The following is a 24,860-nucleotide window of genomic DNA, read 5'->3' as shown; positions in this document are numbered from 1 at the left end:
TATGAGTACCATCTTATTAATGGCCTGTATTGGAATGATTACAGGCTTTTTTATTTTGTTTAATATCTCACCAATGGAGTTTACAGATAATATCTTTAAAGGATTAATGAACAAACCTAAGAGCATTAAAGAACAGATTAATGAAACGACTAAACGGAAGAAGTTATCCTTTTTCAGACGTGAAATTATTGAGGTTCAGGAGATTTTAAGAATAACAGGAAGAGAGAAGAAGTTCCCCATGCTTTGTGCCTTATCTCTTTTACTTTTTGCTATAGGAGGATCAATTGCAGTCATCCTTTGTAATTACTTTTTAGTCCCAGTAATGGCAATAGGCTTAATGTTTATACCATTTTGGTATGTTCGTATTACACAGACTCATTTTAAAAAGGCTATTTCGGCTGAACTTGAAACAGCACTCAGTATTATTACAACAGCGTATTTAAGAAATGAAGATATTCTAACTGCTGTAGAAGAAAATATGAATTATTTAAATCCGCCTGTATTATCTGTATTCAAGGAATTTATATCAAGGATAAAGCTTATAAATCCAGATATTACAGCATCTTTGCAAGAGATAAAAGGAAGAATTGACAATGCAGTATTTCATGAGTGGTGTGATGCTTTAATTGCTTGTCAGTTTGACAGAAGTTTGAAGACCACATTAACTCCCATAGTAAGTAAATTATCAGATATGAGAGTGGTAAATGGAGAACTTGAAAATATGGTGTTTGAACCAAGGAAAGAATTTATTACCATGCAGATATTAGTTCTTGGGAATATTCCCCTTTTATATTTCCTCAATAAGGATTGGTATCATACATTGATGCATACTGTAATGGGCCAGATTGTACTTGCAATATGTATTACTGCCATATTTATATCTACAGCTTTTGTAATTAAATTAACCCAACCAATAGAGTATAGGAGGTAGATAAGATGACATTTTTAATTATTATCTTTGGAATACTTCTGGCTCTTGGACTATTTTTTATATTAGCTGATATCTTAAGACTTCCAAGCCTTGCCACGCAAAAAGCCATGCAATCAGCAGGTAAACAAGGAAAAGAAAAGACAAAAAGTTTGGATATATTACTTTTAGGATGGGCAGTAAAACTGGCAAAATATATTCCCATTGATGAGTATAAAAGAAATAGAATGAAAAACACACTGAATGCCTCTGGAATTAATATGACTCCAGAAGAATATATGGCATCTGCTATAGTTAAATCAGGTTTAATTGCATTGGTTGTAATTCCTTGCCTTATGATATTACCTCTCTTAGCACCAATTATTGCATTTCTAAGTATCCTTGTATATTTTAAAGAGATACGAAAAGCAGATGAAGAGTTAAAAGAAAAGCGAGAAAAGATAGAAAAGGAACTGCCAAGGTTTGTAGCAACCATAACCCAAGAGCTAAAGGCTAGTAGAGACGTATTATCTATTTTAGAAAATTTTAAGAAAAATGCAGGAATAGATTTTGCAAATGAATTAGATATTTTAACTGCGGATATGCGATCTTCATCTTATGAAGCAGCCCTTACAAGGTTTGAGGCAAGGATAAACTCACCTATGTTATCAGATATTACTAGAGGGTTAATTGGTGTTCTTCGTGGAGATGATGGATCAATGTATTTTCAAATGCTTTCCCATGATATGAAACAATTGGAACTTCAAAGGTTAAAGGCTGAAGCTATGAAGATACCACCTAAGATTAGAGTGTTCTCCTTTATAATGCTTATGTGTTTTATGATGACCTATATGGCTATTATCATCTATGAAATCATCCGCTCTTTCAGCGGATTGTTTTAGGAGGTGTTTATATGCTTAAGGTACTAAAGTCTAATAAAGGAGAAGGGTATATTGATGTAGCTGTTCTTGTACTTTGTGTTATGCTTATGATTGCTCTGGCCGTAAAGGTATTTCCAGTTTATATTGCAAAGCAGCAAATCGACACCTTTGCCACGGAACTTGTTAGAGAAGCAGAAATTGCAGGAAGAGTAGGGACAGAAACTACAAATAGGGAAATCCTATTAAGAGATAAAATGGGAATTACACCAACGGTTAAGTGGTCAAAATCAGCACGGATTCAGTTAAATGAAGAGATAACTGTAACTATTACCTATGAAACTAATATTGGTCTATTTGGAGGATTTGGTTCTTTCCCTATAACTTTACGGGCTGATGCTGCAGGGAAGTCAGAAGTATATTGGAAATAGGTGAATGATATATCTATTTAAATATGCAGTAAAAGTAAGAGAAGGTAGGAGTGGGTAAGAGAAAGTGAGAAGAGTAGGTGAAAGGATGCAGAAGATCAGACAAATATTAAAAGATAAAAAAGGAAGTTCCTTTCCTTTAATTGTCGCTGTAACTTTGTGCCTTGTAATAATCATTACAGGTATATCCGAATATTTTAGACTGATGATTATAGCACAAGGTGTTCGTGATGCAGTGCAAGATGCCGTAATCTCTACAGTAAATGATAACTATGATGATGTCTATCATGGGGTCCGAGAAGGATATTCAGGAGGATATCAGCCAGTGGCAGATGATTTTGAAGAATCCCTTGATTATGGAGATATTTATAATAGATTAGATACAATTTTAGGTTTAGAGCGAAGTGGCGGATACCATGTAAAAACTATATCAGATAATAAAATGGAGTTTAGAATATGGAACTTAGATGTGGATATAAGGAATGCACCTATTAGAGCAGGAGATATTGCAAGTTTAAGGTTTAAGATTGATTGCACTATCATGCTTGAAGTACCAGTATCCTTTGGAGGTAAACTTCTTCCTAGTATGAAGATAAAAATAAAGACAAGTGGAGGCTATACTCCTAAATTTTAAAAGTTTAAAAATATTAATAGACATTTAAAGATCATTGTGGTAGGGTGTGACTTATAAGAAGCGGAAAAAAGGAGGCAGAAATCTATGAAGAATATAAGTGATAAAACTAAAAAATGGCTTGTAGTTACTGGGGGTTTGGTGATTTGTGCAATGCTTATACTTATAATAAGCTCACAGTTTAGAAAAGAACCAATAGAGGATACACTGCCAAATCAAAATACAGAAGTTAGTAATGTAACAATAGAAGAACCAAAGGATACAGAAAAGGCAGAGAAAGAAGAAGTAACGAATGATGAAGATAAAACGGATAATGAAAAAGAAGATGAAATTATAGTACCACCAATTAAAACTCCAGATACACAGTCTACAAATAAAAATGGTGTAGATAAGGGAACAGAGCAGACTATTCAAAAGAATGTTGAAAAGCCTAAAGAACCTACAAAAGAACAGCTAACAGATCCAACACAAAAACCTAATGGTGAAAAGGTAACAGAGTCACCTGTAAATGTGGATCACGAGAAGGTAGAGAAACCTGAAGAGTTACCAAAACAAAAGGATGAACCAAAGGGTGGAGATGTTAATAACAAGGGGCAAACGTATCTACCTGGATTTGGATGGATAGAAAACAGTGGTGAGAATCAAGGTACAGAGGTAGATGGAGATGGTGATATCAATAAACAAATAGGTGATATGAATTAAATATAAATAGTAATAAGATACACTGCAGAAATGCAGTGTTTTTTATTTGCAGAAAGGAGATTCCATGAAGAGAATATTAACATTTTTTATAGCCATTTTAATGATACTTAGTTTAACAATACCTATTTCTGTGTTTGCAGTCGGAGATGGAAACATAGATTCAGGCGGTGGAGGAATGGGAAGTGGTGCAAGTGACAATAAATGGTCATCTGGTTATGATGGAGTGCGTATAACTGTAGTTCGTGCCAGTGATCATTCAGTAGTGACTATTCCAATAGATTTTACTAATAAACAACCTCCATCAACTATGTTTCACTTTGGTAAGGTATCCAAGATTCATTATAACAGTGGGAGGAATTTATCACCTATCCAAGGTTCATATTCCTATTATAATTCAGCACAAGCAATGCCAAGAATAGTGAGTACGGATGGAAAAAATAATATAGATGCAATAAAAAAGTATTTTTGTTCTGAATATACAATAAAAAGGATTTCTGAAATCACAGGAATGGATTATGACATATTAATTGGCGGAGATTATAAATTACTCCTAGAACCTATGGCATATTATACATTTCAAGGGGTTATGGTTGCTACAACTGCAACAGAAGCAGCCATGTATGATGAGCAGGTAAATGGATTATTAAGAAGTAAAATGGTCTCCTTATCTCATAAAAACTTGCCCCTTGCTATGTTTTTAGAGGTAGGGGATTTAGGATATCCTGCATGGAGAGGCAGTACATCAACTCCAGCATCCAATGCAGATATAAAGTCTTCTTTAGGTCTTGGAATTGTTCGCTTTACAGAGAAACCAGAACCACCAGTTGTAAGCACGTATGATTATGAATACAGAGTAAATACTGAAGTAATTACATCAGTAATGGTAAGTGGAGGGCAGTCTGATCCTGATAATCCAACATATGTGAGCTTTGAAATTGAAGGTAGAACCTATAATGTTGGAAATGTGTATTATCCCAGAGGTGATTCACAACTTGCTTGGGTAAAATGGACTACTCCTGATACAGAGCAGGATATGATTATTAATGTAAGTGTACATGGTTCAGGAAGTACAACAAAATCGATTATCAATGTAAGGATTGTTGATTTAGATAAGAATCCGCCTCCAAATCCTGTAGCTGATGATAGAAATGATAAATTTTCACATGCTCCTGTTCCAAATAGGGAGCAGAAAACAATCGCCAATTGGAGTATATGGAGTCCGTGGTGGCAGGAATATTGGGTATGGCATAGTATGGGTGAGGATTCAGGATATTGGTGTGATCATGGATGGTGGGAGTTTGACCTTGACCAATATAGTGCAAGGCTTTCTGCTGATATGAGAATTACAAACGATAGTAAGAATCCTACTGGAAGTGGAAGTACTTTTAAAAGTGGATATGGCATTAATCAATTAGTAACATGCAATGTGAGTAGTAATCAAAGTTCTGCAATTACCTATCCTCAAAATGCTGTTTCTTATTTCCCAGAATTTCGATATGAAACCTATTGGAGATTATTAGAGCGTGTTTCCAATGGTTCAAATGCTAGGTTTGAACTTAAGAAAAACAATTACTCCACTTATAAGAATCGTACACATTTTACTCCAATATGGATGCCAGATGGAGCATATACAGTAAATACTTGGGTCATAGATGCATGGACTCCTGATGGAATGCTCTCTATAAACCTTACAGACTCACTTACAATAAGGGGGAACCTATGGCAGGATTGGCATATTGCACCCCTAAAACCTTAAATACAGAAAAAGAAAGGTGGATTTTATGAGGATATATAAGAAAAGTACATTAGCTATATGCATAGTATTAATATTTACTTTAATGTTTAACACTACAGCTTTTGCTGCAGGTTCGGGAGATGTAGCAGGAGCAATCGAGGGTACTTGGAAAGATGCATCTGGGCAAATAAAGACTGTAGTAAATAAAGTTGTGTTTCCTGCAATAGATCTTATTTTAGCAGTGTTTTTCTTTGCTAAACTCGGCATGGCTTATTTTGATTATCGAAAACATGGACAATTTGAGTGGAGTGGGCCAGCAATTTTGTTTGCGTGTTTGGTATTTACCTTAACAGCACCAAAATATATTTGGACGATACTTGGAATATAACAAACGAGAGCCGCTACACCATGTAAAGATGTAGCGGCTCAACTTGGATGTTAGTAAGATTGGTGTGCACGGATTAAATATCAATCTTGTTCTAATCTGTGTAATCTGTTTTTGCTTTCTTTTCCTATAAAAAACAAGCTCAAAAGTAAGGTCAGCACTTCTGTAATCGGTGCGACAAGCCATACTCCTGTCATACCAAACAGCGGTGGAAAGGTGAAAATACAAATCAGCAGAATGACTAAACCTCGTGCAGAAGATATGATGGCTGACTCTTTTGCTCTGCCAATCGAAGTAAAGTAAAAAGAGGAAATTGTATTAATTCCTGAAAACAGAAACGAAACGGCATAGATTATTCCCCCCGAATGCACCATCTGCTCCACGACTTCGCTTTTAACGAACAGACTGCTGTACCACTCGGAACAAACTAACACGAAGGAAAGCACCACTACTCCCGCAATCAGCACCATGAAGTTGGTTATCTTACGCAGGCTTGTTGCAAGCAAATGTTCCTTTGCACCATAAGCAAAGCTGATGAGTGGGCTTGCACCCTGTCCAAAACCGATAATTACCATGCTAAAGATATAGGCAATATAGCCCACGATGGTAAATGCAGTCACACCGTCTATGCCGATATTTTTTAGTATCACATAGTTATAGGCAAACATAGAAATACTCAGCGACATTTCACCGACAAATTCTGAACTGCCATTGAGGAGTGTACTGGTCAGCACCTCGCCCGAAAAATCAAATCTACGAAATTTATATACGCTTGACTTCTTGATGAAAAAGTAAAGAATGCACAATAGTGTAACAATAGCTGCAAGCAATGAGGCAACAGCAATACCCTTTACACCCCAGCTAAACCAGCGGATAAACAAATAATCAAGCAGAATATTGAGCAACACATTTAAAATGTTGACTTGCATAAAATACTGTGGCTTACCCTCTCCTCTGATAAACATACCAAAGGATGCGTTTATCACCATAATTGGAAGCTCCAGCAACATAATGCCATAATAGTCCTTGAAAAATCCCGCCACTTGCGCATCGGCATTTAAGAGTTGAAGTATCGGGTCAAGGCAGAGCCACATGATGACGCTGAGCAGGACGGTTGCAACCATTGCCGTACACATGGTCTGATTAAAAACACTGTTGCACTTTTTGATATCTCCACCGCCAAGGGACATTCCAGCGATTGCCACGCCGCCTACCGAGACCATGAGTCCCACTGCAAGGTATAAATAGACAATCGGTATCCCTAAGTTAACCGCAGCAAGACCTTCTTTTCCCACATAGTTTCCAATAAAAAAACCATCGGCAACCGTAATCAGTGAGGTCAGCACCATTGCAATAATCGATGGAATCGAAAATTGTAAAATTGTTTTGATTTTGTTGTTTTGAATGCTCTCTAAATTCATTTTCATTTCCTCCCTATATCCATTGTTCACACTATAAAGGATAAAGGAATGAAAAGAAAAATACTTCTGTTTTTGTGCTTTATTTGATTGGAATACAAAGATCAATTTCCATATACATGGAATCACAGTCTATCTTTCTGTAAATCTCAAATCCATAGCGATTATCAATTTCACAGTTACTCTGTGGCAACCACACATTGAAAATGCTTTGGTAAGAAGTGTATATCTGCTTTACCAAACCTTTGAAGTGATAAATAGCAAATTTTCCACCTTTTAGCACATAGGTGTTTTCAAGCTTACAGCCTTCCGGGGCAGTCATGCAGATGTCATATAGGCATTCGTTTATATCGGTAATGGACGGGTCATCATAGGTGCGCTCAAGAAGCAGCGTTAACTCGGTGATATATTCCTTATATTTTTCTTGAAAAGCTCCCCAATGCACCGATAAGTCTCCATAATTTCCTTTATGCCGTTCGTATATAATAGGACAATCCTCAAGAACTTCTATGGAAATTTTTTTGTCGCACTCCTCAAATGACTCTAACCCTATAGCAGCATTACTAAAAATTGGGTTTGCTAAAGATTTTTGCGTAATACTACGCCGAAATTCGCTTGGAGATAGATTGTGATGCTGCTTAAAAGCAGAGCTGTAGTTCGATGAACTGTAACCGTAATCACAGCTGATATCGGTGATACTTCTGGCTTTCTCAACCTTTAAGCGAAACGCACTTTGCTCCATTTTCACTCGTTTGATAAATTCATAGATGCTTTCTCCAGTTTCCATTTTAAACATTCTGGAAAAGTAATATCTTGAAAAATTGCAATGAGAGGCGATCTCATCAACAGATATATTTTCATTGATATGATTTAAGATATAGTCTATTGCACGATTTATATATTCATTGGTTATCATTTTTCCTCCCTTTATTTTTGAAACACAGTTATTTGTAAATGGGTATATCAATGAACTCATAGAGCTTAATTACCCCTGAATAGTATTTAGTAATTTTACCATAGTAAAGACTTTACTTCAACTTTTAAATATGAACAAACAGCAGGTTTAATCAATTGGGAAGCGAAAATTCGCTCACCATCCTTTTGCAAGGATACTCTGGACAATACTTGAAATGTAAATTATATAAATATGGCACATTGTGTAAAGATGCTTTGTCTTTTTAAATTTTAAGGAAAGGAGGCGATAAAAATATTTATATGGGATTTTATATTAGGCGATGTTATGGATCAAATAATTGATTGGATCTATGGTCAACTTGTAGGTTTTCTTGCTGATTTCTTTGCTAATATGGGGAATATGGGAGTAGAACTTTTTGAGATGAGCTGGGTACAGTCAATCGTTCTGTTTTTCTCTTATCTTGCCTGGTCATTATATGGAACAGGTCTTGTGGTATCATGCTTTGAAACAGGTATTGAATATCAAAATGGAAGGGGGAGTATTAAAGATGCAGGCTTAAATGCAATTAAAGGATTTATGGCAGTAAGTCTATTTACAATTGTACCAATAGAACTATATAAATTATCTGTTAACTTACAAGCAAGTTTAACTGCAGGAATTACAGGATATGGTACTGGAATTAGTGAACTAGCTTCAAATATTATTACAACATTAAATAATGCAGGAGATGTTACCAGAGTCGGTAGTTCAGGAATATTTGGTGGACTTTATATAATAACAAGTCCATTTATGGCTCTGTTTATTATTATTTTAATGGGTTATGCAGTGATTAAAGTATTTTTTGCTAATCTTAAAAGAGGTGGAATTTTACTGATACAGGTAGCAGTTGGAAGCCTTTATATGTTTTCTGTTCCTCGTGGCTACATTGATGGCTTTATTCAATGGTGTAAGCAAATAATTGGTCTTTGTCTTACGACATTTTTACAGGCAACCATATTGACAGCTGGACTAATGGTAGTAAAAGATCATGCATTATTAGGGCTGGGCTTAATGCTATCAGCAGGAGAAGTACCGAGGATTGCTGGGGCGTTTGGACTTGATACATCTACAAAGGCTAATATAATGAGTGCAGTTTATACAGCACAAGCAGCAGTTAACACTACAAAAACTATCGTACAGGCAGTACCAAAATAATAATAGAAATGGAGGATTTTATGAAACTAATATTTGTAGCATCTCCATATAAAGGAGATATAGAAAAGAATATAGAGCATGCGAAACAGGCTTGCCGATATGTGTTAAATGAAGGTAATGCCTTTTTTTGTCCTCATCTTCTCTATCCTCAGGTTTTAGATGATAATAATCCAGAAGAAAGAGAATTAGGAATCAGTTTAGGAAAGGAAGTTTTGACTAAATGCGATGAGCTTTGGGCATTCGGTGATAATATTTCAAGTGGGATGTTCGAAGAAATTGAATTTGCAAGAGAAAGAGGCATTCCTATAAAAAGAATTACACATCTTCATATGGAAACAAAAGAACAGACTCTCTCAAGGTTAGGAATGTAAAAATGATTACCTTGGGGAGTCTTTTTGATGGGATAGGAGGATTTCCCCTTGCCGCTGTTTGTAACGGAATCATTCCTATATGGGCAAGTGAGATAGAGTCCTTTCCCATTGAAGTGACAAAGATAAGATTTCCTGATATGGTCCATGTTGGTGATATCACAAAATTAAAAGGAGAAGGATTACCCCCTGTTGATATCATTACTGGGGGATCACCATGTCAAGATCTATCCGTGGCAGGCACGAGGGCAGGACTTGCTGGTGAACGCTCAGGACTATTTATGGAGCAAATTAGAATTACAAAAGAAATGAGGTATAAAGATGGAAGAGAAGGAAAGGCAAATCACCTTATACGACCTCGATACTTCGTTTGGGAAAATGTCCCCGGAGCATTCTCAAGCACAGGAGGAGAAGATTTCCAAGCGGTACTTGAAGAAACCACAAGAATTGCAGACAGCACCATATCTATACCTAGACCTCCGAGAGGGATATGGAAATCTGCTGGGTGCATATTGGGATATGAATTCTCCGTTGCTTGGAGAGTTCTCGATGCTCAATACTGGGGTGTCGGCCAAAGACGTAAAAGAATCTTTCTTGTGGCAGATTTTGGAGGACACACCGCACCCAAAATATTATTTGAGCAAGAAAGCTTGTTTAGGAATACTTAGGAGGTCAAAGTTAAGGGGCAAGGAACTGCCAAAACAATTAAAAACAGCTTTGGAGATTCAAGCAGGGATTAAGGGAATAGAACAAGACTTTAACAAGGATATATCCACTAAATACAAGGCATATCGCATTAATCAGCGTAATGAAGGAATTGACTTAAATGGAATATCAGGAGCATTGATGGCAACACAAAATATGCAGATGCAGACATTTATTGCAGATATTGCAGAACCCATGCTATGCCTTAATGATCAGGGTGGTAATCGAATGGATATAACAGAAAATATTACTTCTACTTTACGAGCTAGTATGGGTGGAAATTTGCCTATAGTAATAGAAAATCAACCTTCTTTATTTGATAATCATGGTAGAGATTGTAGATATAATGGACCACTTAGGGTTGCACCAACAATAGCAGCAACCTATGGAACAGGTGGGAATAATGTACCTTTATTATCAAAGCCAATTATTCCAGAAAGCTATTGTATTGCAGGAAATATCATAGATAGACAAGAACATAATGGTGGAAATGGGTGTGGATTTCAAGAAGATATCAGTTATACCCTTACTACAAGTGACATCCATGCTGTTTGTTTTCCACCTAAAACATATCAAGATATAGTAGGTACATTATGCGTAGGGGATGAAAAAGGCATTGGTAGTCAATACGTGAGCCAGGATAAGTGTATTGTAGATTATGAAAAGACCATATTCGGACAATCAGAGTTCGCCAATTATAAAGAAGGTTGTGCAACTCTTAGAGCAGGAGGGGGAGATAATGGTGGAGGAAGTGAGAATCTAGTAACTACAAGAAATCTAGTTCGCAGACTTACTCCTTTGGAATGTGAAAGGCTTCAAGGATTTCCAGATGGATGGACTAATATTGAAAAATCATCGGATAGTGGAAGGTATAAGGCTCTTGGTAACAGTGTAGCAATCCCCTGTGTAGATTTTATTATGCGAGGGATTGCTTATTTTTTAAGAAAGTTTAAAGAAGAAGGAGATGAGTAAAGAATGTATATGTATCCCGATAATCTAAAAGCCAAGGCAACATTGTGGCTATGGGAATTAAAAGACATTGGAGTCATAGGAGTAGGACTTCTTATTTCTGTATTTGCTCTAGCGCAACTAGGATTTATGCCACCAATTGTAATAACAGCAGTCTATGCATTTTTAACTATACAATTTGAAGGCACAAGTATATTGAATTTTATTCGATATGCCTGTGCCTTTTTTCTTTTAAAACAGCAAATTTTTGAATGGAGGTTATAAGATTGAGCAGAAAACAGAAACAAAAAGAAAGACAAAAACAGTCTACAAGAGAGTTGATTGGCATTGATGGAATTACAGATTACAGCATAAAAACTCAATATGGTGAATTAGTATATTTTATTATTCATCCAACCAATATTTCAGTGTTATCTGATGAAAATGTAAGTGCTAGGATATATGCACTTATGACAGTACTAAAAGGAATAGCTGAAATCGAAATGCTGTGTCTTAATTCAAAGGAAAACTTTGATGACAATAAGCAATATTTAAAAAGAAGAATGGATATGGAACAAAATCCTGTTATAAGAAAACTATTGCAACAAGATAGTATAAATCTTGATAGAATGCAAGTACAGATGGCAACTGCCCGAGAGTTTCTAATTATTATTCGTCTTAAAGATGAAAAGGAATCAAATGTGTTTCCTTATCTTTCAAGGATAGAAAAAAGTTTAAAGGATCAAGGATTTGCAGCTAGAAGAGCAGATAATGCAGATATTAAAAGATTCCTTGGAGTATATTATGAGCAGTACACCCACTTTAGGGAGAATAATTTATACAGCACATCAAAAGGTTTTGCAAACACAGTTATCAATAAAGAGGACAGCCAAACGGTTAGATTTGGCTGTCCTCTTTGCGGATAAACGAAAGGCAACCCACTCAATGGAGTTGCCCTTGTTGAAGTGTAATCAAGATTAGCTTTAGCAGTGCTAATTTAGTTTCAGTAAGGTGTGTGCTCATACCCTTACACAATGTTTTCACCCAAAATAATTTTTGGCATAGTGGTTAAGCATCTGTTCCACCGCTTGTAAAAATGCTCTAACCCTAACTTTGACACCCTTGCGTGAGTTTCTTCATCTCTAACAGTCCAATGTAAAACATAAGTGACTTTGCCTACATTGCGTGTGAGGCGAACAGGCAATGCCCCTTCTTTAACGGCATTAAAATCTGTTTGGCGGTGGGTGCGTTTGATATATCTAACTTCAATAACACCATCTTGCTCCATATAAAAGGCGGCAACCTCTTTCATAAGTTGCTCAATTTCCTCTTGCTTTTCAATCTTTGCCTCATAGATACAAATTTCATTAAACATTTATTGCACCACCTCGCACATTATATAAATAATCTTTATTTAATTATATCAGAATTTTGAGCAGTCTGGTAATTGTAGATGTAAAGCTGTTTTTATAGGGGATTTAAACTCACACGTAGACACACTTTATGCTCATTTGGTTCGTTCAGAACATTCATGAAGTAAAATAGGAAATAATGTTTTACACTATGTCGTTTTATCAAAATAACCTTTTTCCATCTAAAATATCGATACCAAGCTCTTTCGCTATACCTGTTTGCTTAAATGGATTTATTTTTTTCACTACGCCGTCACATTTAAAAAACGAGCCTGTATTTTTGAACCAAAATGTTACATCTGCTTTTACGCATTGCTCCCGAATATTAAGTACCCAATCATAGTCACATATACGGGATTCTCGCCCTGTTTCGCCACCAACAGTCACATGGTCTACTCCACGAAGATACGGTGTCAAATCTATCTTTTCTAAGAGTGGGGCACAAGCGATGAACCGCCGCTTTATCGGATAGGATAAAAAGAGAGGAAGTCTGTAATCGGCTAATTCTTGATTTTCGACAGTACAACCAATATTCACATTGTCATAGCCTGCACCCCAATCGGGTGGAAGTGATACGAGAAAACGGTCAATTCGCTTTGTTAAAATCAAGAAATCAATATCAGTTCTTTCCTTGATGATAGCCCAAATGTCTTTACGCCACTCGTCTGCTTCTGGCAGGAAAAAGTCAGTCGCAAAACAGGTTGGAAGAATTTTGTTGCCTTTGATATTGTATTCGCCCTTTGCATTTTTCCTTGCGGGCCAATCAAATTTATCTGTTTTTTGTATTGTGTTTTGGCCATAGCGTTTCGCATGTGGCCCATAAAAATAGCAATTTGTACAGCCATCACTTATTTTGTAACAGCCTGTCCATGGCTCCCAGTTCATAGTGTACCTCCTCTTGGATGGGTGAAGCCGATGATAGCAGAAACGCAGCCGCTTGTCAAACGCAGCGTTTGAACGCCACCGTCCGTGCCTTCATGGAGATCTTACCCACCTCGTAGCCGTAGGCGGGCAGCTCCTTCTTGAAGGTTAAAAAGGCGTGATCGATGGGAAAGCCCAGAATCTGTTCAATCTCGGCATAGGTCAACGCGAAGCTGTTCTCCGTGCGTTGACTTATCGCCTTCCAAAGCGGCTCATATTTACTCATTGTCCGTCTCCTCCGATCTTGTTTGGAATAAAATAGCGGCTTTGATTTACCAAAGCCGCCATGTATCACATACCAAAGCCTAACGCATACTGTTTTACAACCTCAAGAGGGAACATTGTGCGTGTAGCAACTTCTTCTGCCGACATGCCTTGATTAAAAAAGCGTTTGATAACCGTGGTCATATCCTCTGCAATTTCTACAATGTGCTTGTCGGGGTCATATACCCGAATGTCACGCTGCCCCCACGGGTATTCTTTGATTTCATGTACCCATTGCAAACTGGATATGCTTTTCATTTCGGCGTACACCTTGTCTAAATCTTCCACCTCAAAATAGACTTGAAAGTTATGTGATTGCTCTATCACGCTATCTATTGATATACCAACGAGTTCGGCATATCCTTGTTGCAGAGAAAAGCCCTCAAATGTCACATGCACGCCAATATCCATGACTGCATTTTGATGAAGCACCTTTTCATAAAAGTGTTTCGATGCGGCTATATCCTTAACCGCTAAAAGACAACCTTGATATTTCATTTTTCAATCCTCCTTTGAGGATATTGTATTGTATATCTCTGTTCCATCATAGTAAAAATCCGACATTGTTTTCAGATACTTTTGAGGGGTAACACCACTGATAGCCTTGAAATCTTTATCAAAATGGGCTTGGTCGAAATATCCGGCTTGTTGCGACAATGCCGCAAAAAAGCAAGGCGATTTTTGAATGTGCTTTAATACATAATTAAAGCGTGTTAAGCGTACAAGGTCCTTAACATTCATTCCAATTTGCGCAAGAAACAAGCGGTTTAGCTGTCGCTCACTATAATGGCATTGTCCAGCAACTTCTTTCACTTGTATTTGCCCATAATTATCAGAAATCACTTTGGTTGCCAACAACAAAGAGTCCGAAACAACATGCTTATCCATGCGTTTGTATAAAATTTTCTCACAAGTATTTACCATTTCGCATACAGTTTTTGATGCTACAAAAGCCTGATACAGCGAATCAAACAGCTCATTGTCAATATCCGCAAGCGAAAGTCGCTTATCTGCAAACTCTATTTGGCTTTGTCGGGTAATTTGATACAAACCATAGGGTGAAAGCTGGATAAGTAGCAGGACATGATAACTATTTGGTTCTATTCCTAACAAAACAGGGGTTAAAGATGCTCCCCACAGTTCAGCAATTACTGCGTTTCCGTCAAAAGCAAGCGACAATGTTCCACATGCGTTAGGCATAAGCGTATAGTGTGCCATAAACGTATCATTCGACGGAAACACGATGTTGTAATATTGAATATATTTTCTCAGCCCCACATGTGAGGGAAACATATTGAATTGCTTGCCATTTTTGATAATCAAATTATTCCCCCTCTCTTATTTTTCAAAGTCCATTTTTATGATAATTTTCGACTAACGCGAATCAAGCAAATATAAATAATCTTACCTTATTATATCACCATTTTAGATATAGAAAAAGACCTACCTTTCCCTTAGTGGAAAAGTAGGTCTTTTGAGTGAGCTGGTAGTTATAGATGCGAGTGCATTTTTAGCGAGGGATTTGAACTTATCCTACCTAAAATGCTCATAATCAATTGAAATAACATTGTTATATAAATAACAACTAACGTTTTTCATAGTGACAATCACAAACATCATCTCCATTTGCAAGTCGAAACTCTCTTGTAAAAATTGAATTTGTCTGTTCAGCCATATCATAATCATAGGAGCATAGAGCAGGAACAATTTCAAAAATGCCTAATTGTTTATACAACACACAAATCCCACATTTATCAAATATTGCATCATAACTATCCAAGGTTTTGCCCTTAACAAATTTAAAACGCCATGTATAAGGATTTGTTGCTTTTTGGCTCCTTATGGAAATTTTTTCAAGGTTGCGCTGATATCCTTTTTTAAAGTTTTTATTCTTTCTAAGCATTAGTTTCATAACATGATTATTCATAGAATTTCTATAATATTCTTCAACAAGTTTAACGCCAAACCTCTGTGGTAAAGAGAGGTAAACAGATGCCAATATTGTAGCGTTAAGCAGGGTTGTCAATAATATGTCATTTTTCCGAAACGATGGAATATCCTTGATAATTGTAAAATACTTTGCTTTCGCTTTTTTCATAACTTCTTTTGGATTAGCAATATCGAATAGAGATAAATTTTTTTCAAAACTGCCACTAAATAAATTCCATTCTATAGCAGGTATAAAGAATGTATTCATTTTTTCACTCCTTTATGTTATAAACAAAATATAAATTTTACCCATTGGGTATTTTTTTCACCACTACCGTTTCAAAAAAGTTTTGTTCGGTAGCTATATAGAATAAGTTTACCATATTAAAGTAATCAATTCAACTGTCGAATTGTAAACATTGCTGAATAGCTTTCTGCTGGGATAGATGGTATTGTGTTGTGCTTGAGGAGGTGAGAAAAATGCAGAAAGAAAAAATACTGAGTGAACTGTACCACGGCAACCTAAACCCTGTGGCAAAAAGTGTTGTGCCCGGCAGCGAATTTCAAAAAGGGCAGCGTGAAGTTTCAGCGCTTGAAGAAAAACTGATGGCACAGCTGAATGAACAACAGCAAAAGCTTCTACAGGATCTTATAACGGCACAAGGTAACTTGCTCTACATCAGCGGAGAGGAACGCTTCACAGACGGCTTCCGCATGGGAGCGAAAATGATACTCGAAATATTTGAAAAAGATGGCGAACAGTTTAAACCGATTACCGGTTAGCTGTTCGCCATTTTTTATTCTCTGAACTTAATCTGATGTCTCAAAGCACTGACCTGTTTTATGACGGGTCGGTGCTTTTTGCATAAAACCAAATGTTGAAAGGAGAACCCTATGGCACTAAAAAATTACACCAGCTTTTCTCTTTTGGAGGAATACCTCAACTACCTCACAGTCATTAAAGGTAGGAGCCAGAACACAGTAATTGAGTACCGCACCGATGTTTTAATGTTTTTTTCATTTCTAAAAAAGCAGCGAAACATATTCGGTGATAGGTATGACTTAGCTTTTGTGGATGCTGAGTTTATCCGTAGCATTACGCTCAATGATATGTACGCTTTTATTTCGCATTGCCAAAATGAAAAAAAGGCTTCCGCTGGCACCAGGGCAAGAAAAATCGTTTCCATCCGCCAGTTTTGGAAGTACCTCAAGACAAAAGCCAAAGTCATCGACAATAATGTTTCCGAGGAACTGGAAACACCAAAAATCCCTAAGCGAATGCCAAAGCACCTCACGTTGGAGGAATCAATTCGCTTGCTGATTGAGTGTGAAAACAACCCTCGTGACCACTGCATTATTACCATGTTCTTAAACTGTGCATTGCGACTGTCGGAGCTTACCAGCATTAATGTGGAGCAGGTAACTGCTGACAGTCTTCGAATTATTGGTAAGGGCAATAAAGAGCGAGCCATCTTTTTAACTCCGGCAACCAAGAAAGCCATAGCAGACTGGCTTTCAGTGAGAGGAACAGTAAGCACCTCTGCTCTGTTTATATCAAAAAATGGTGAGAGAATGACAGGTCGAGCGGTGCAGGATGTGGTGAAAAAGTATCTTGCCAAAGCAGGACTGGACATCAAAACATTATCTACCCACAAGCTTCGTCACACAGCAGCCACGCTGATGTACCAGTATGGAAAAGTAGATATCCGTGCCTTGCAGCAAATACTTGGTCACGATAGCATCGCTACCACTCAGATTTACACCCATGTATCTGGAGAACAATTGGAAAGAGCTGTGAATTCCAATCCTCTTGCAGGAATGTTCGGTGTTTAACCCTAACACAGCCGACAGGAGACACCCCGTAGGCAACCACACAAATGGCTACAAAGCCGAGAAAAGGAGATGATTTTTTGAGCAACCAATTAAAGCTAATCAAAATGAGCAATGTGGATGTAGAGGATGTTCATTGGATTTGGTATCCCTACATTCCATACGGCAAGGTGACCATCATCCAAGGTGACCCAGGCGAGGGCAAGACAACCTTTATCCTCGCCCTCATTGCACTGCTCACCAACGGAGAACCACTGCCCGAAGAAGAAGTTGGAGCAGATCCAATCAATGTGATTTACCAAACAGCAGAGGATGGTCTTGGTGACACCATCAAGCCTCGCCTTCTCTCTGCCGGTGCTGACTGCGAAAGAGTGTTGGTCATTGATGAAAATGAAACCGAGCTGACACTCTCTGACGAGCGACTGGAGCAAGCTATCACCGCCACAGGTGCAAAGCTGATTGTGCTTGACCCTATGCAAGCCTACCTCGGTGAGGATGTGGATATGCACCGAGCAAATGAAATCAGACCTATCATGAAACGACTGTCACTGCTTGCGGAGAGAACAGGCTGTGCCTTTGTTTTAGTTGGACACATGAATAAAATGCAGGGCGGTAAATCCTCATACCGTGGTCTTGGCTCAATAGATTTCCGTGCAGCAGCACGAAGTGTGCTTGTAGTTGGCAGAGTGAGAGATGAGCCGACACTCCGTATTGTTGCTCATGATAAAAGCAGTCTTGCACCCGAGGGAAAATCCATTGCCTTTGAGCTCAACCCCGAAACAGGCTTTGCATGGAAAGGTTACTGTGACACCTCGGTGGATGAAGTGCTTGCCGGCAACGGCTCACTGCTCAGTAAAACAGCACAAGCGGAAAACCTGTTGAGGGATTTGCTTTCTGATGGTGAAATGGCTTCGGAGGAAATTACCGCACAGGCAAAAGAGATGGGGATTTCCAACCGAACCTTGAAAATAGCCAAACAAAACATCGGCGTTAAATCAATTAGAAAAGATAACAAATGGTACTCCTCACTGCCAAGGGGGTAACAGTGCAAGGTTCTAAGGACACTGCCTTGTTGCCCTCTTGTTTCTCTGATAATAACAGCCGTTATCATCCCCACTGACAAGGGGAATTTGTAACGGCAGATCGCTGTAGGCATAGTACCCACACATTTGCTATGAACTGCTCTAATGCCGATGCACATGGGGCATTTTGACCGCACTGTCGCCCCAGTGTGCCGATTATAACGGCGATGGGAGTAACTACCCCACCCACCGCCAACAAAGCCGTTGTAGGCGATTTGTGAGCCAAAACAGACACCCACAGCCGACCCATTCCAAGCACCCCACAGAGTGCAATTTTTCTTCTCTGTCAGTTATCTATTTAACCGCAGGAATTACCGCTACCACTTTCTCTCCGAGGAGAGAGCCAGCATCGCATTCGGCTACACGCCGATGCTGCTGGGCGGGTGTACCCGCACCCCTTTAGAACGAACCCATCTCATGAAGAAAGCGAGGTATCACATGAAAAACGCAAGATTAAACCTAAGAATTACACCCGAGGATTTAGAGAAAATCCATCACAAGGCACAGAGGGCAAACAAGACCCTCACCGACTATGTCACTGCCACCTGTCTCGGCAAGGAGATAGTCATTATTACAGACCTTGCTGAGGTGCTCAAGGAGCTAAAAGCCGTAGGCAGAAACCTCAATCAGATTGCAGTGCTTGCCCACAGCGGAAGAATTAATGCTGTTAATCTCAGCGGTGTGCAGGAGGAAATGGTCGCAATCAACAGCCATCTCAAAGAGATTTTAGAGCGTAGGAGGTGGTCAGCATAGCCATTGTAAGCTTCGCAAAGATTAAGAAAAAGCAGTCACGAGCCAGTATGTCTGCGGTGATGAACTATGCCATGAAAACCGAAAAGACCCTGTTTGAGGGCGAGAGATTGGTGTCGGGGCTGAACTGTTCTCCCCAAACGGTCTACCACGAATTTATCAACACCAAGCTGTACCACGGCAAAGACAGCGGTCGTATGTACTACCACATGGTGCAGTCTTTCCCAAAGGGTGAGGATGTCCCGCCTAAGATTGCCCACGAAATGGCGGTCAAGCTGGCGGAGTATTTCAAGGATTACGAGGTGTTAATCTGCACCCATACCGACCGTGACCATATACATTCTCACTTTATTATCAACTCGGTTGCCTTTGACTCCGGCAGAAAGTTTCACATCAGCACCCCGGAGATAGAACCCATACGGCAGTTGAATGACAGGCTGTGCATGGAATATGGCTTTGAGGTTTACAAGCCGAAACCAAAGCATGAGCATAGCAAGTCCATGAGCGTTGCTGAATACCACGCAGCAGCCAAGGGTGAAAGTTGGAAAATGCGGTTGATGAATACCATCGACGAGTGTATGAAATACGCTGTCAGCAAGGAGCAATTTATCGAGCTGATGGAATTTGAGGGCTACGGTGTCAAGTGGACAGACACCCGAAAAAATATTACCTACACCACCCCCAAGGGTATGAAATGCCGTGATGACCGCTTGCACGAATCAAAATATTTAAAGGAGAGGATGGAGCTTGAGCTACGAATCAGACAGGAAATTATCGCTGGAGGAACTCAAACAGCGGAACAAACCACAGTCACCCCAAAAGCCGATGCCCACTCCTTCTCCTCTGACACAGGAGAAGTTGGACAATCTGTTTTACAACCAAAGCCTCATTTGGGATGGGATAGAGGATTTGCAGAGCCAGATGAAAGCCTTGCAGCAACAAACCAGCAGCATCAAAACGCAGATGAACAACCTGCCCACGAGGATGGAACTGGAGCAATTGAGCAAGAGTTTGTCCAAGATACAGCAGACCTTATCACAGGCTGGGAGCAAGAAAGAGTGTTCCTTTTCTCTGCCCAAGCTGAGATTGCCGAGGTTGGAATGGACATTGGAAACGACCTTGGTGGTGTGGGTATTGCTAACCTTGGCAGTGATTTTGTTAAGCTTGGGAAATCATTGGAGCAAGCTAATCAGCATGTTCCTGTAAGGGATAGCACCACTCAAAAGGTTGTTCACGAACGCAAAAAGGGTGTTGGTCAAAAGCAAGATGACCACAGCGGATACGATTTTGAAATGAAAATGTGATGCACCGAGCAGAGATGTTCGGTGCTATTTTTTTGCCCTACCACAGGGAGAAAGGACAGCCTATGAAAAATTATGAAAATACACAATCGGATTCTACTGTTCATGCACCAGCAAATGACACTGGAACTGTAATTCGATTTGGGAAAATCAATTGCCTTATCAAGGAACGATTTGCCGAACAAGGTAAGGAGCTTGACGAAATTTTAGAAAAACTGATTGTAGATAAATGCCGCCAATCCGCTTGATATTTCTTGATATTTCTTGATTTTGAGAGTAGCTATTCACAGCACATTAAGGTATATTGGTGTTGCAAAACCAAAACCTTGATGTGCTGTTTCATTTACAAAAGGAGGATTTGATTCGAATGGAACAGCAAAATTACAGAGTAGGCATATACTGTAGAATTTCTCGTGAGGACGATGACAACGTTGGTGAGTCCGGCAGTATCACCATTCAAAGAGATATTATACAGCGGTACTGTGAGGAAAACGGTTTGGCTATCGGATGTATCTATCAAGACGATGGGTATTCAGGGTTGAACTTTGAAAGACCTGATTTTCAACGAATGATCGATGATATTGGCAAGGGAAAAATCAATTGTGTGATTACCAAAGACCTCTCCCGTCTGGGCAGAGATTACATCATGACAGGTTATTACACCGAGGTATTCTTCCCCGAAAACAAGGTAAGATATATTGCCATCGGGGATGGATATGACACCGCCGACAAGAATAGCTCAAGCGTGGACTTCGCTCCGTTTAAGTTTATCATGAACGACATGTATGTGAAAGACCTTAGCAAAAAGCAAAGAGCCTCACGAAATGCAAAATATCTCAAGGGTCAATTTCTGGCAGCCTATGCACCCTACGGCTACAAAAAAGATGCAAACGATCACAACAAGCTGGTCGTCGATGAAGAAACTGCCCCCATTGTTCAGATGATTTTTGAAAAATATGCAGATGGAATGGGGCGAGGGATTCTCCGAGATTATCTACGGGAAAGCAAAATTCCTACACCCCTTGCAGTCAAGCATATGCGTGGCGAGAAGTACAGCGAGTACATGGAAATACCCGAGCATCGATATGAGTGGAGTATTGCAACCATCTCTACCATTGTCAAAAATGCTTTTTATCTTGGTAGCACTGTGCATTTACGATATCGAAAAGCCACCCACAAAAGCAAGATGAAAAGGATGCCCAAGAAAGACCAGATCGTTATTGAGGATACTCACGAGCCGATTATTTCGCAGGAACTGTGGAATGCGGTGCAAAAAAGATTTCGTGCTCCGTCTCCGACCGAAGCCAATGGGAAAAATATTTTTAGAGGCATAGCCAAATGTACCGACTGCGGAAAAGCGTTGAACTATGGACAGGCACCACGAAAACCAAAAATCGGTAAGAATGGGAAACCAAAAGCAGTCACCAAATATTTAACCTGTGCCACCTATACTTCCCACGGCAAAGCACGGTGTACCAGCCATTATACCTCTCTGGATATGCTTACAGAGGTGGTACGACAGAGATTAAACCGCATTATAGGTATGGTGCAAATTAATGAAAGCAAGGTACGCAAGGCAATACAGAGTGCCCAATCAGACAGCCAAAGTGTTACCACCGTATCCTTGGAAAAGCAACTCACTAAGAACCAAAAAAGGCTTACTGATATTGAGCGTATTTTTGCAAAGCTGTATGAGGACAGAGCTTTAGATGTTATTGCAGACCGTAACTTCACTATGCTTAGTTCCAAGTTGCAGGTAGAGCAGACCGATTTGATTGAGGAAAGTGAATCAATCAAGGAACGCTTGGCAGCCAGTGAAAAGAGCGCAGAGGACATTGGCAACTTTATTGATGTCATAAAATCCATGGAGCACATTGAACAGTTGGATGCAAAAATCGTGAATGCCCTCATTGACCGCATCGACATCGGCGAAAAAAGCACTGATGAAAACGGCGAGATTTATCAATCCATCGACATCACCTACAAGTTCATTGGTAAACTGGAGTTTTAAGAGTCCCCCAGAGATGGGGGATAAAAAATCTCCCAGAGGTATGTTTACTGTGAGCAGAATGTAACAACAGAGAGATATGAAGATTATGATGGGGAGAGGTGGGTAATTTTCAATGATTAAATAAAGTAGAGATAGAAAATATGAGTTTATTTGATAAATGGTATATGGTACAATTGGTATAATTAAAGGATTATGAAAACTATACTATATCTATATAAAAATATATAAAAAAGGAGTGAAATGATGGAAGGCATTGAAAAATTGGATTTATATCAAAATACCATTAATGAATTAAGACCATTTGAAGGTGAAATGCTAAAGCAGATAAAAGACTTTTATCGTGTTGGATTAACATGGACATCAAATGCACTAGAGGGGAATTCTTTGACTGAAAGTGAAACTAAGGTTTTAATAGAAGATGGTTTAACTGTCGGGGGAAGACCTCTAAGAGATATGTTTGAAGCCGTAGATCATGCAAAAGCATATGACTATATGTTTACTTTGCTTGGGAATAAAGAAATCATAGAGAAAGACATCCTTTATCTGCATAAATTGTTTTATCAAAATATTGAGGAAGAGTTTGCAGGGAGATATCGTGATATTCCTGTATTTATTTCCGGCTCTAATTATCCGGTTACTAAGGAAGAAAATATTCAAAGTGAAATTGATGACTTATGTAAATGGATAAATATAGAAAGAAAAAAGTATCATCCAGTTGTATTTGCAGCACTACTTCATAAAAAATTCGTATTCATTCATCCATTTAAAGATGGCAACGGTAGGGTCGCTAGACTATTAATGAATACAGCATTGATACAAGATGGATATCTGCCAGCACTTATTCCGCCAATTTTACGAACTGAATATATTTCGTTACTTGAAAAGGCACATGAAGATGATAGTCCATTTATTAACTTTATTATAGAAAGAGAACTGGAATCACAAAAGGATTTTTTAAGGCTCCTTCATATTCCACTGCCTAAACTAGAGCAGGATAATGGTGGAATAAAGATGGAATAATAAGATATTTAGTGAATATAAGTAAAATTATATGTAGTAGAAAGATAATGGTAGAAAGAGGAAAAAATATGCTTGAAAGATTAAATATTATTTTAAATTCTGTAATTGGTTCATCTATTGGCGTATTTATAGCTCATTCCATATATAAATATTTTGATTATACAAAACATCCTGATTTATATGAAATTCAATCAGTACCTTGGTATACAAGCATTCAAATATATGGATTAGTCGTTGCATTGATTGTATTTATTGCTATTATTATCAAACTCTTAATAAAAAAGAAAATGCGAGATGTTTAGTCATGAGTTCGTAAGCTTATGTGATGTATTCTTTATATTAAGCGTCATATCATTGAATTTATGTAATGCAACAGTTAAAAAAGGTGTAAATATTCAAGGGGTGATTAGGGATGGATAAACAGATTGTAATATATTTTATATTATCATTGGTATTTATTGGTGGTATTATATATAATCTTAAAATATGAAAACAATCTATCTTTTCCGTAAAACTTACACAGGTTAGGGCTATTATTTCTATAATATTACCTTTGTTATTTATAGGTATTCCGTATTTTACAGGTGAAAACTCTTTAAAAAACTATGCACTTGCAGTATTGGCAAGTCTATTTATAATATCTGCAATGGTAGGGGAAGGAATTCATGAAAGGGGAATTCATTATCATCCTTCTGGTATAAATTTTTTATTCGCAAAATTGGTTAAGTAGGAAGAGATAAAAGATATTGAGTTAGATATAAACAAAAGTAGACTCAAAAGCTTTAAAGTTAAAGCTGAAACAATATTTCCAGATCAGTATTATCATTCAAAAGATGTTGATGAAATTAGTGAGTATTTACAACTGAGGATAAAAGAACATTAAGAAAGAAATTAAATTTAAAAGAATCTTAGTCACTTTTTATTTTCTTAAACTTGAAAAGAGAGAGATTTTTATGAACAACCAAACAGAATTACAAAGAGTAAAATCAAAAATAGTTATTTAATTGGCTCTGTAAACTAAATATGAAAAAATAGTACAATATCTTCATAGAATTGCTCTAAGTTTCTTTGGATTGCTCTAAATTTCGCTTTGCATATGATAAAGCTTCGTCTATGAAATCATCA

At 38.2% G+C, this 24,860-nt stretch carries 31 protein-coding genes; 23 read left to right on the top strand and 8 right to left on the bottom strand.

All coding sequences use genetic code 11. The features are described 5' to 3' along the window. The first annotated feature begins 1 nt into the window (after position 1). The 7 genes from KQI38_RS06015 to KQI38_RS05985 all read left to right on the top strand — a co-directional run bounded on the left by KQI38_RS06015 (position 2) and on the right by KQI38_RS05985 (position 5,669). Positions 2-931, top strand: coding sequence for a type II secretion system F family protein (locus KQI38_RS06015; protein WP_216556915.1), 930 nt, complete (start codon positions 2-4; stop codon positions 929-931). Between the two features lie 5 nt (positions 932-936). Further along, the gene (locus KQI38_RS06010; protein WP_216556913.1) at positions 937-1,809 is read left to right on the top strand and encodes a hypothetical protein; all 873 of its coding nucleotides are present in this window, start codon (positions 937-939) and stop codon (positions 1,807-1,809) included. Positions 1,810-1,820: 11 nt separating this feature from the next. After that, complete coding sequence (locus KQI38_RS06005; protein ID WP_216556911.1) at positions 1,821-2,216, top strand: DUF4320 family protein; 396 nt, start codon at positions 1,821-1,823, stop codon at positions 2,214-2,216. Positions 2,217-2,301: 85 nt separating this feature from the next. Then, entirely contained in the window at positions 2,302-2,847 is a 546-nt protein-coding gene (locus tag KQI38_RS06000; RefSeq protein WP_216556910.1) for a hypothetical protein, read from the top strand. An 84-nt stretch (positions 2,848-2,931) separates the two neighbouring features. After that, entirely contained in the window at positions 2,932-3,546 is a 615-nt protein-coding gene (locus KQI38_RS05995; RefSeq protein ID WP_216556908.1) for a DUF6550 family protein, read from the top strand. A 64-nt stretch (positions 3,547-3,610) separates the two neighbouring features. Continuing rightward, a complete protein-coding gene (locus KQI38_RS05990; RefSeq protein ID WP_216556906.1) occupies positions 3,611-5,302 on the top strand; it encodes a DUF8193 domain-containing protein in 1,692 nt (563 codons plus the stop codon). A gap of 25 nt (positions 5,303-5,327) precedes the next feature. Further along, a complete protein-coding gene (locus tag KQI38_RS05985; RefSeq protein WP_216556904.1) occupies positions 5,328-5,669 on the top strand; it encodes a DUF3852 domain-containing protein in 342 nt (113 codons plus the stop codon). 80 nt (positions 5,670-5,749) lie between these two features. Here the strand turns inward: KQI38_RS05985 and KQI38_RS05980 are convergent, their stop codons facing one another. Then, a complete protein-coding gene (locus KQI38_RS05980; protein WP_072974341.1) occupies positions 5,750-7,087 on the bottom strand; it encodes an MATE family efflux transporter in 1,338 nt (445 codons plus the stop codon). Positions 7,088-7,166: 79 nt separating this feature from the next. Further along, positions 7,167-8,000, bottom strand: coding sequence for an AraC family transcriptional regulator (locus KQI38_RS05975; RefSeq protein WP_072974338.1), 834 nt, complete (start codon positions 7,998-8,000; stop codon positions 7,167-7,169). 285 nt (positions 8,001-8,285) lie between these two features. Between KQI38_RS05975 and KQI38_RS05970 the strand changes: the two genes are divergently transcribed. From KQI38_RS05970 to KQI38_RS05945, 6 genes are read left to right on the top strand one after another with little or no spacing between them, the layout of a single operon-like run. After that, on the top strand, positions 8,286-9,194 hold the full coding sequence (locus KQI38_RS05970) for a conjugal transfer protein TrbL family protein (protein ID WP_338114449.1): 909 nt from the start codon (positions 8,286-8,288) through the stop codon (positions 9,192-9,194). Positions 9,195-9,214: 20 nt separating this feature from the next. Beyond that, complete coding sequence (locus KQI38_RS05965; protein WP_216556900.1) at positions 9,215-9,565, top strand: DUF7768 domain-containing protein; 351 nt, start codon at positions 9,215-9,217, stop codon at positions 9,563-9,565. Between the two features lie 2 nt (positions 9,566-9,567). Then, positions 9,568-10,230: a DNA cytosine methyltransferase gene (locus KQI38_RS05960; protein ID WP_216556898.1), complete on the top strand. Its 663-nt coding sequence runs from the start codon at positions 9,568-9,570 to the stop codon at positions 10,228-10,230. Further along, positions 10,199-11,239, top strand: coding sequence for a DNA cytosine methyltransferase (locus tag KQI38_RS05955; protein ID WP_216556896.1), 1,041 nt, complete (start codon positions 10,199-10,201; stop codon positions 11,237-11,239). The genes KQI38_RS05960 and KQI38_RS05955 overlap by 32 nt, the downstream gene beginning before the upstream one ends. Before the next feature lie 3 nt (positions 11,240-11,242). Continuing rightward, positions 11,243-11,500, top strand: coding sequence for a hypothetical protein (locus tag KQI38_RS05950; protein ID WP_216556894.1), 258 nt, complete (start codon positions 11,243-11,245; stop codon positions 11,498-11,500). A gap of 2 nt (positions 11,501-11,502) precedes the next feature. Beyond that, on the top strand, positions 11,503-12,141 hold the full coding sequence (locus KQI38_RS05945; protein WP_216556892.1) for a hypothetical protein: 639 nt from the start codon (positions 11,503-11,505) through the stop codon (positions 12,139-12,141). A gap of 101 nt (positions 12,142-12,242) precedes the next feature. Here the strand turns inward: KQI38_RS05945 and KQI38_RS05940 are convergent, their stop codons facing one another. The 6 genes from KQI38_RS05940 to KQI38_RS05915 form a co-directional block, all read right to left on the bottom strand. After that, a complete protein-coding gene (locus tag KQI38_RS05940) occupies positions 12,243-12,590 on the bottom strand; it encodes a hypothetical protein (RefSeq protein ID WP_018213991.1) in 348 nt (115 codons plus the stop codon). 199 nt (positions 12,591-12,789) lie between these two features. Further along, the gene (locus KQI38_RS05935; protein ID WP_216556890.1) at positions 12,790-13,512 is read right to left on the bottom strand and encodes a DUF5131 family protein; all 723 of its coding nucleotides are present in this window, start codon (positions 13,510-13,512) and stop codon (positions 12,790-12,792) included. A 55-nt stretch (positions 13,513-13,567) separates the two neighbouring features. After that, entirely contained in the window at positions 13,568-13,774 is a 207-nt protein-coding gene (locus KQI38_RS05930; protein WP_216556888.1) for a hypothetical protein, read from the bottom strand. 65 nt (positions 13,775-13,839) lie between these two features. Further along, positions 13,840-14,310 (bottom strand): VOC family protein, encoded by a 471-nt coding sequence (locus tag KQI38_RS05925; protein ID WP_216556886.1) that lies wholly within the window; start codon positions 14,308-14,310, stop codon positions 13,840-13,842. A gap of 3 nt (positions 14,311-14,313) precedes the next feature. Continuing rightward, positions 14,314-15,135 carry a helix-turn-helix domain-containing protein gene (locus KQI38_RS05920; RefSeq protein WP_216556884.1) on the bottom strand — a complete coding sequence of 274 codons (822 nt, stop codon included), beginning with the start codon at positions 15,133-15,135 and terminating at the stop codon, positions 14,314-14,316. A gap of 262 nt (positions 15,136-15,397) precedes the next feature. Beyond that, positions 15,398-16,009 carry an L-2-amino-thiazoline-4-carboxylic acid hydrolase gene (locus KQI38_RS05915; RefSeq protein WP_216556882.1) on the bottom strand — a complete coding sequence of 204 codons (612 nt, stop codon included), beginning with the start codon at positions 16,007-16,009 and terminating at the stop codon, positions 15,398-15,400. Between the two features lie 212 nt (positions 16,010-16,221). Between KQI38_RS05915 and KQI38_RS05910 the strand changes: the two genes are divergently transcribed. The 10 genes from KQI38_RS05910 to KQI38_RS05865 all read left to right on the top strand — a co-directional run bounded on the left by KQI38_RS05910 (position 16,222) and on the right by KQI38_RS05865 (position 24,465). Next, positions 16,222-16,524 carry a DUF6809 family protein gene (locus KQI38_RS05910; RefSeq protein ID WP_216556881.1) on the top strand — a complete coding sequence of 101 codons (303 nt, stop codon included), beginning with the start codon at positions 16,222-16,224 and terminating at the stop codon, positions 16,522-16,524. 111 nt (positions 16,525-16,635) lie between these two features. Beyond that, on the top strand, positions 16,636-17,574 hold the full coding sequence (locus KQI38_RS05905; protein ID WP_216556879.1) for a tyrosine recombinase XerC: 939 nt from the start codon (positions 16,636-16,638) through the stop codon (positions 17,572-17,574). A 77-nt stretch (positions 17,575-17,651) separates the two neighbouring features. Further along, positions 17,652-18,614: an AAA family ATPase gene (locus KQI38_RS05900; protein WP_246565634.1), complete on the top strand. Its 963-nt coding sequence runs from the start codon at positions 17,652-17,654 to the stop codon at positions 18,612-18,614. Positions 18,615-19,070: 456 nt separating this feature from the next. Next, a complete protein-coding gene (locus KQI38_RS05895; protein ID WP_216556875.1) occupies positions 19,071-19,406 on the top strand; it encodes a plasmid mobilization protein in 336 nt (111 codons plus the stop codon). A gap of 47 nt (positions 19,407-19,453) precedes the next feature. Next, positions 19,454-20,707 (top strand): relaxase/mobilization nuclease domain-containing protein, encoded by a 1,254-nt coding sequence (locus KQI38_RS05890; protein WP_216556873.1) that lies wholly within the window; start codon positions 19,454-19,456, stop codon positions 20,705-20,707. Positions 20,708-20,739: 32 nt separating this feature from the next. Beyond that, positions 20,740-20,952, top strand: coding sequence for a hypothetical protein (locus KQI38_RS05885; protein ID WP_216556871.1), 213 nt, complete (start codon positions 20,740-20,742; stop codon positions 20,950-20,952). Between the two features lie 119 nt (positions 20,953-21,071). Next, on the top strand, positions 21,072-22,715 hold the full coding sequence (locus tag KQI38_RS05880) for a recombinase family protein (RefSeq protein ID WP_216556869.1): 1,644 nt from the start codon (positions 21,072-21,074) through the stop codon (positions 22,713-22,715). 243 nt (positions 22,716-22,958) lie between these two features. Then, positions 22,959-23,735 carry a Fic family protein gene (locus KQI38_RS05875; RefSeq protein WP_216556866.1) on the top strand — a complete coding sequence of 259 codons (777 nt, stop codon included), beginning with the start codon at positions 22,959-22,961 and terminating at the stop codon, positions 23,733-23,735. Between the two features lie 11 nt (positions 23,736-23,746). Further along, positions 23,747-24,037 (top strand): hypothetical protein, encoded by a 291-nt coding sequence (locus KQI38_RS05870; protein WP_338114447.1) that lies wholly within the window; start codon positions 23,747-23,749, stop codon positions 24,035-24,037. Positions 24,038-24,288: 251 nt separating this feature from the next. After that, the gene (locus KQI38_RS05865; RefSeq protein WP_216556864.1) at positions 24,289-24,465 is read left to right on the top strand and encodes a hypothetical protein; all 177 of its coding nucleotides are present in this window, start codon (positions 24,289-24,291) and stop codon (positions 24,463-24,465) included. Positions 24,466-24,860 lie beyond the last annotated feature (395 nt).

The organism is Tissierella carlieri (assembly GCF_018917285.1).
Classification (GTDB): Bacteria; Bacillota; Clostridia; order Tissierellales; family Tissierellaceae; genus Tissierella; species Tissierella carlieri.
This window is presented reverse-complemented; position numbering and strand designations above follow the sequence as displayed.

Bases quoted from the DNA above. Each gene is read 5' to 3' on its own strand.
- KQI38_RS05995 (WP_216556908.1), top strand. From the start codon at position 2,932: ATGAAGAATATAAGTGATAAAACTAAAAAATGGCTTGTAGTTACTGGG.
- KQI38_RS05980 (WP_072974341.1), bottom strand. From the start codon at position 7,087: ATGAATTTAGAGAGCATTCAAAACAACAAAATCAAAACAATTTTACAA.
- KQI38_RS05990 (WP_216556906.1), top strand. From the start codon at position 3,611: ATGAAGAGAATATTAACATTTTTTATAGCCATTTTAATGATACTTAGT.
- KQI38_RS05905 (WP_216556879.1), top strand. From the start codon at position 16,636: ATGGCACTAAAAAATTACACCAGCTTTTCTCTTTTGGAGGAATACCTC.
- KQI38_RS05975 (WP_072974338.1), bottom strand. From the start codon at position 8,000: ATGATAACCAATGAATATATAAATCGTGCAATAGACTATATCTTAAAT.
- KQI38_RS05940 (WP_018213991.1), bottom strand. From the start codon at position 12,590: ATGTTTAATGAAATTTGTATCTATGAGGCAAAGATTGAAAAGCAAGAG.
- KQI38_RS05985 (WP_216556904.1), top strand. From the start codon at position 5,328: ATGAGGATATATAAGAAAAGTACATTAGCTATATGCATAGTATTAATA.
- KQI38_RS05950 (WP_216556894.1), top strand. From the start codon at position 11,243: ATGTATATGTATCCCGATAATCTAAAAGCCAAGGCAACATTGTGGCTA.
- KQI38_RS05875 (WP_216556866.1), top strand. From the start codon at position 22,959: ATGGAAGGCATTGAAAAATTGGATTTATATCAAAATACCATTAATGAA.
- KQI38_RS05925 (WP_216556886.1), bottom strand. From the start codon at position 14,310: ATGAAATATCAAGGTTGTCTTTTAGCGGTTAAGGATATAGCCGCATCG.
- KQI38_RS06000 (WP_216556910.1), top strand. From the start codon at position 2,302: ATGCAGAAGATCAGACAAATATTAAAAGATAAAAAAGGAAGTTCCTTT.
- KQI38_RS05910 (WP_216556881.1), top strand. From the start codon at position 16,222: ATGCAGAAAGAAAAAATACTGAGTGAACTGTACCACGGCAACCTAAAC.
- KQI38_RS05915 (WP_216556882.1), bottom strand. From the start codon at position 16,009: ATGAATACATTCTTTATACCTGCTATAGAATGGAATTTATTTAGTGGC.
- KQI38_RS05930 (WP_216556888.1), bottom strand. From the start codon at position 13,774: ATGAGTAAATATGAGCCGCTTTGGAAGGCGATAAGTCAACGCACGGAG.
- KQI38_RS05965 (WP_216556900.1), top strand. From the start codon at position 9,215: ATGAAACTAATATTTGTAGCATCTCCATATAAAGGAGATATAGAAAAG.
- KQI38_RS06010 (WP_216556913.1), top strand. From the start codon at position 937: ATGACATTTTTAATTATTATCTTTGGAATACTTCTGGCTCTTGGACTA.
- KQI38_RS05960 (WP_216556898.1), top strand. From the start codon at position 9,568: ATGATTACCTTGGGGAGTCTTTTTGATGGGATAGGAGGATTTCCCCTT.
- KQI38_RS05935 (WP_216556890.1), bottom strand. From the start codon at position 13,512: ATGAACTGGGAGCCATGGACAGGCTGTTACAAAATAAGTGATGGCTGT.
- KQI38_RS05895 (WP_216556875.1), top strand. From the start codon at position 19,071: ATGAAGAAAGCGAGGTATCACATGAAAAACGCAAGATTAAACCTAAGA.
- KQI38_RS05890 (WP_216556873.1), top strand. From the start codon at position 19,454: ATGTCTGCGGTGATGAACTATGCCATGAAAACCGAAAAGACCCTGTTT.
- KQI38_RS05880 (WP_216556869.1), top strand. From the start codon at position 21,072: ATGGAACAGCAAAATTACAGAGTAGGCATATACTGTAGAATTTCTCGT.
- KQI38_RS06015 (WP_216556915.1), top strand. From the start codon at position 2: ATGAGTACCATCTTATTAATGGCCTGTATTGGAATGATTACAGGCTTT.
- KQI38_RS06005 (WP_216556911.1), top strand. From the start codon at position 1,821: ATGCTTAAGGTACTAAAGTCTAATAAAGGAGAAGGGTATATTGATGTA.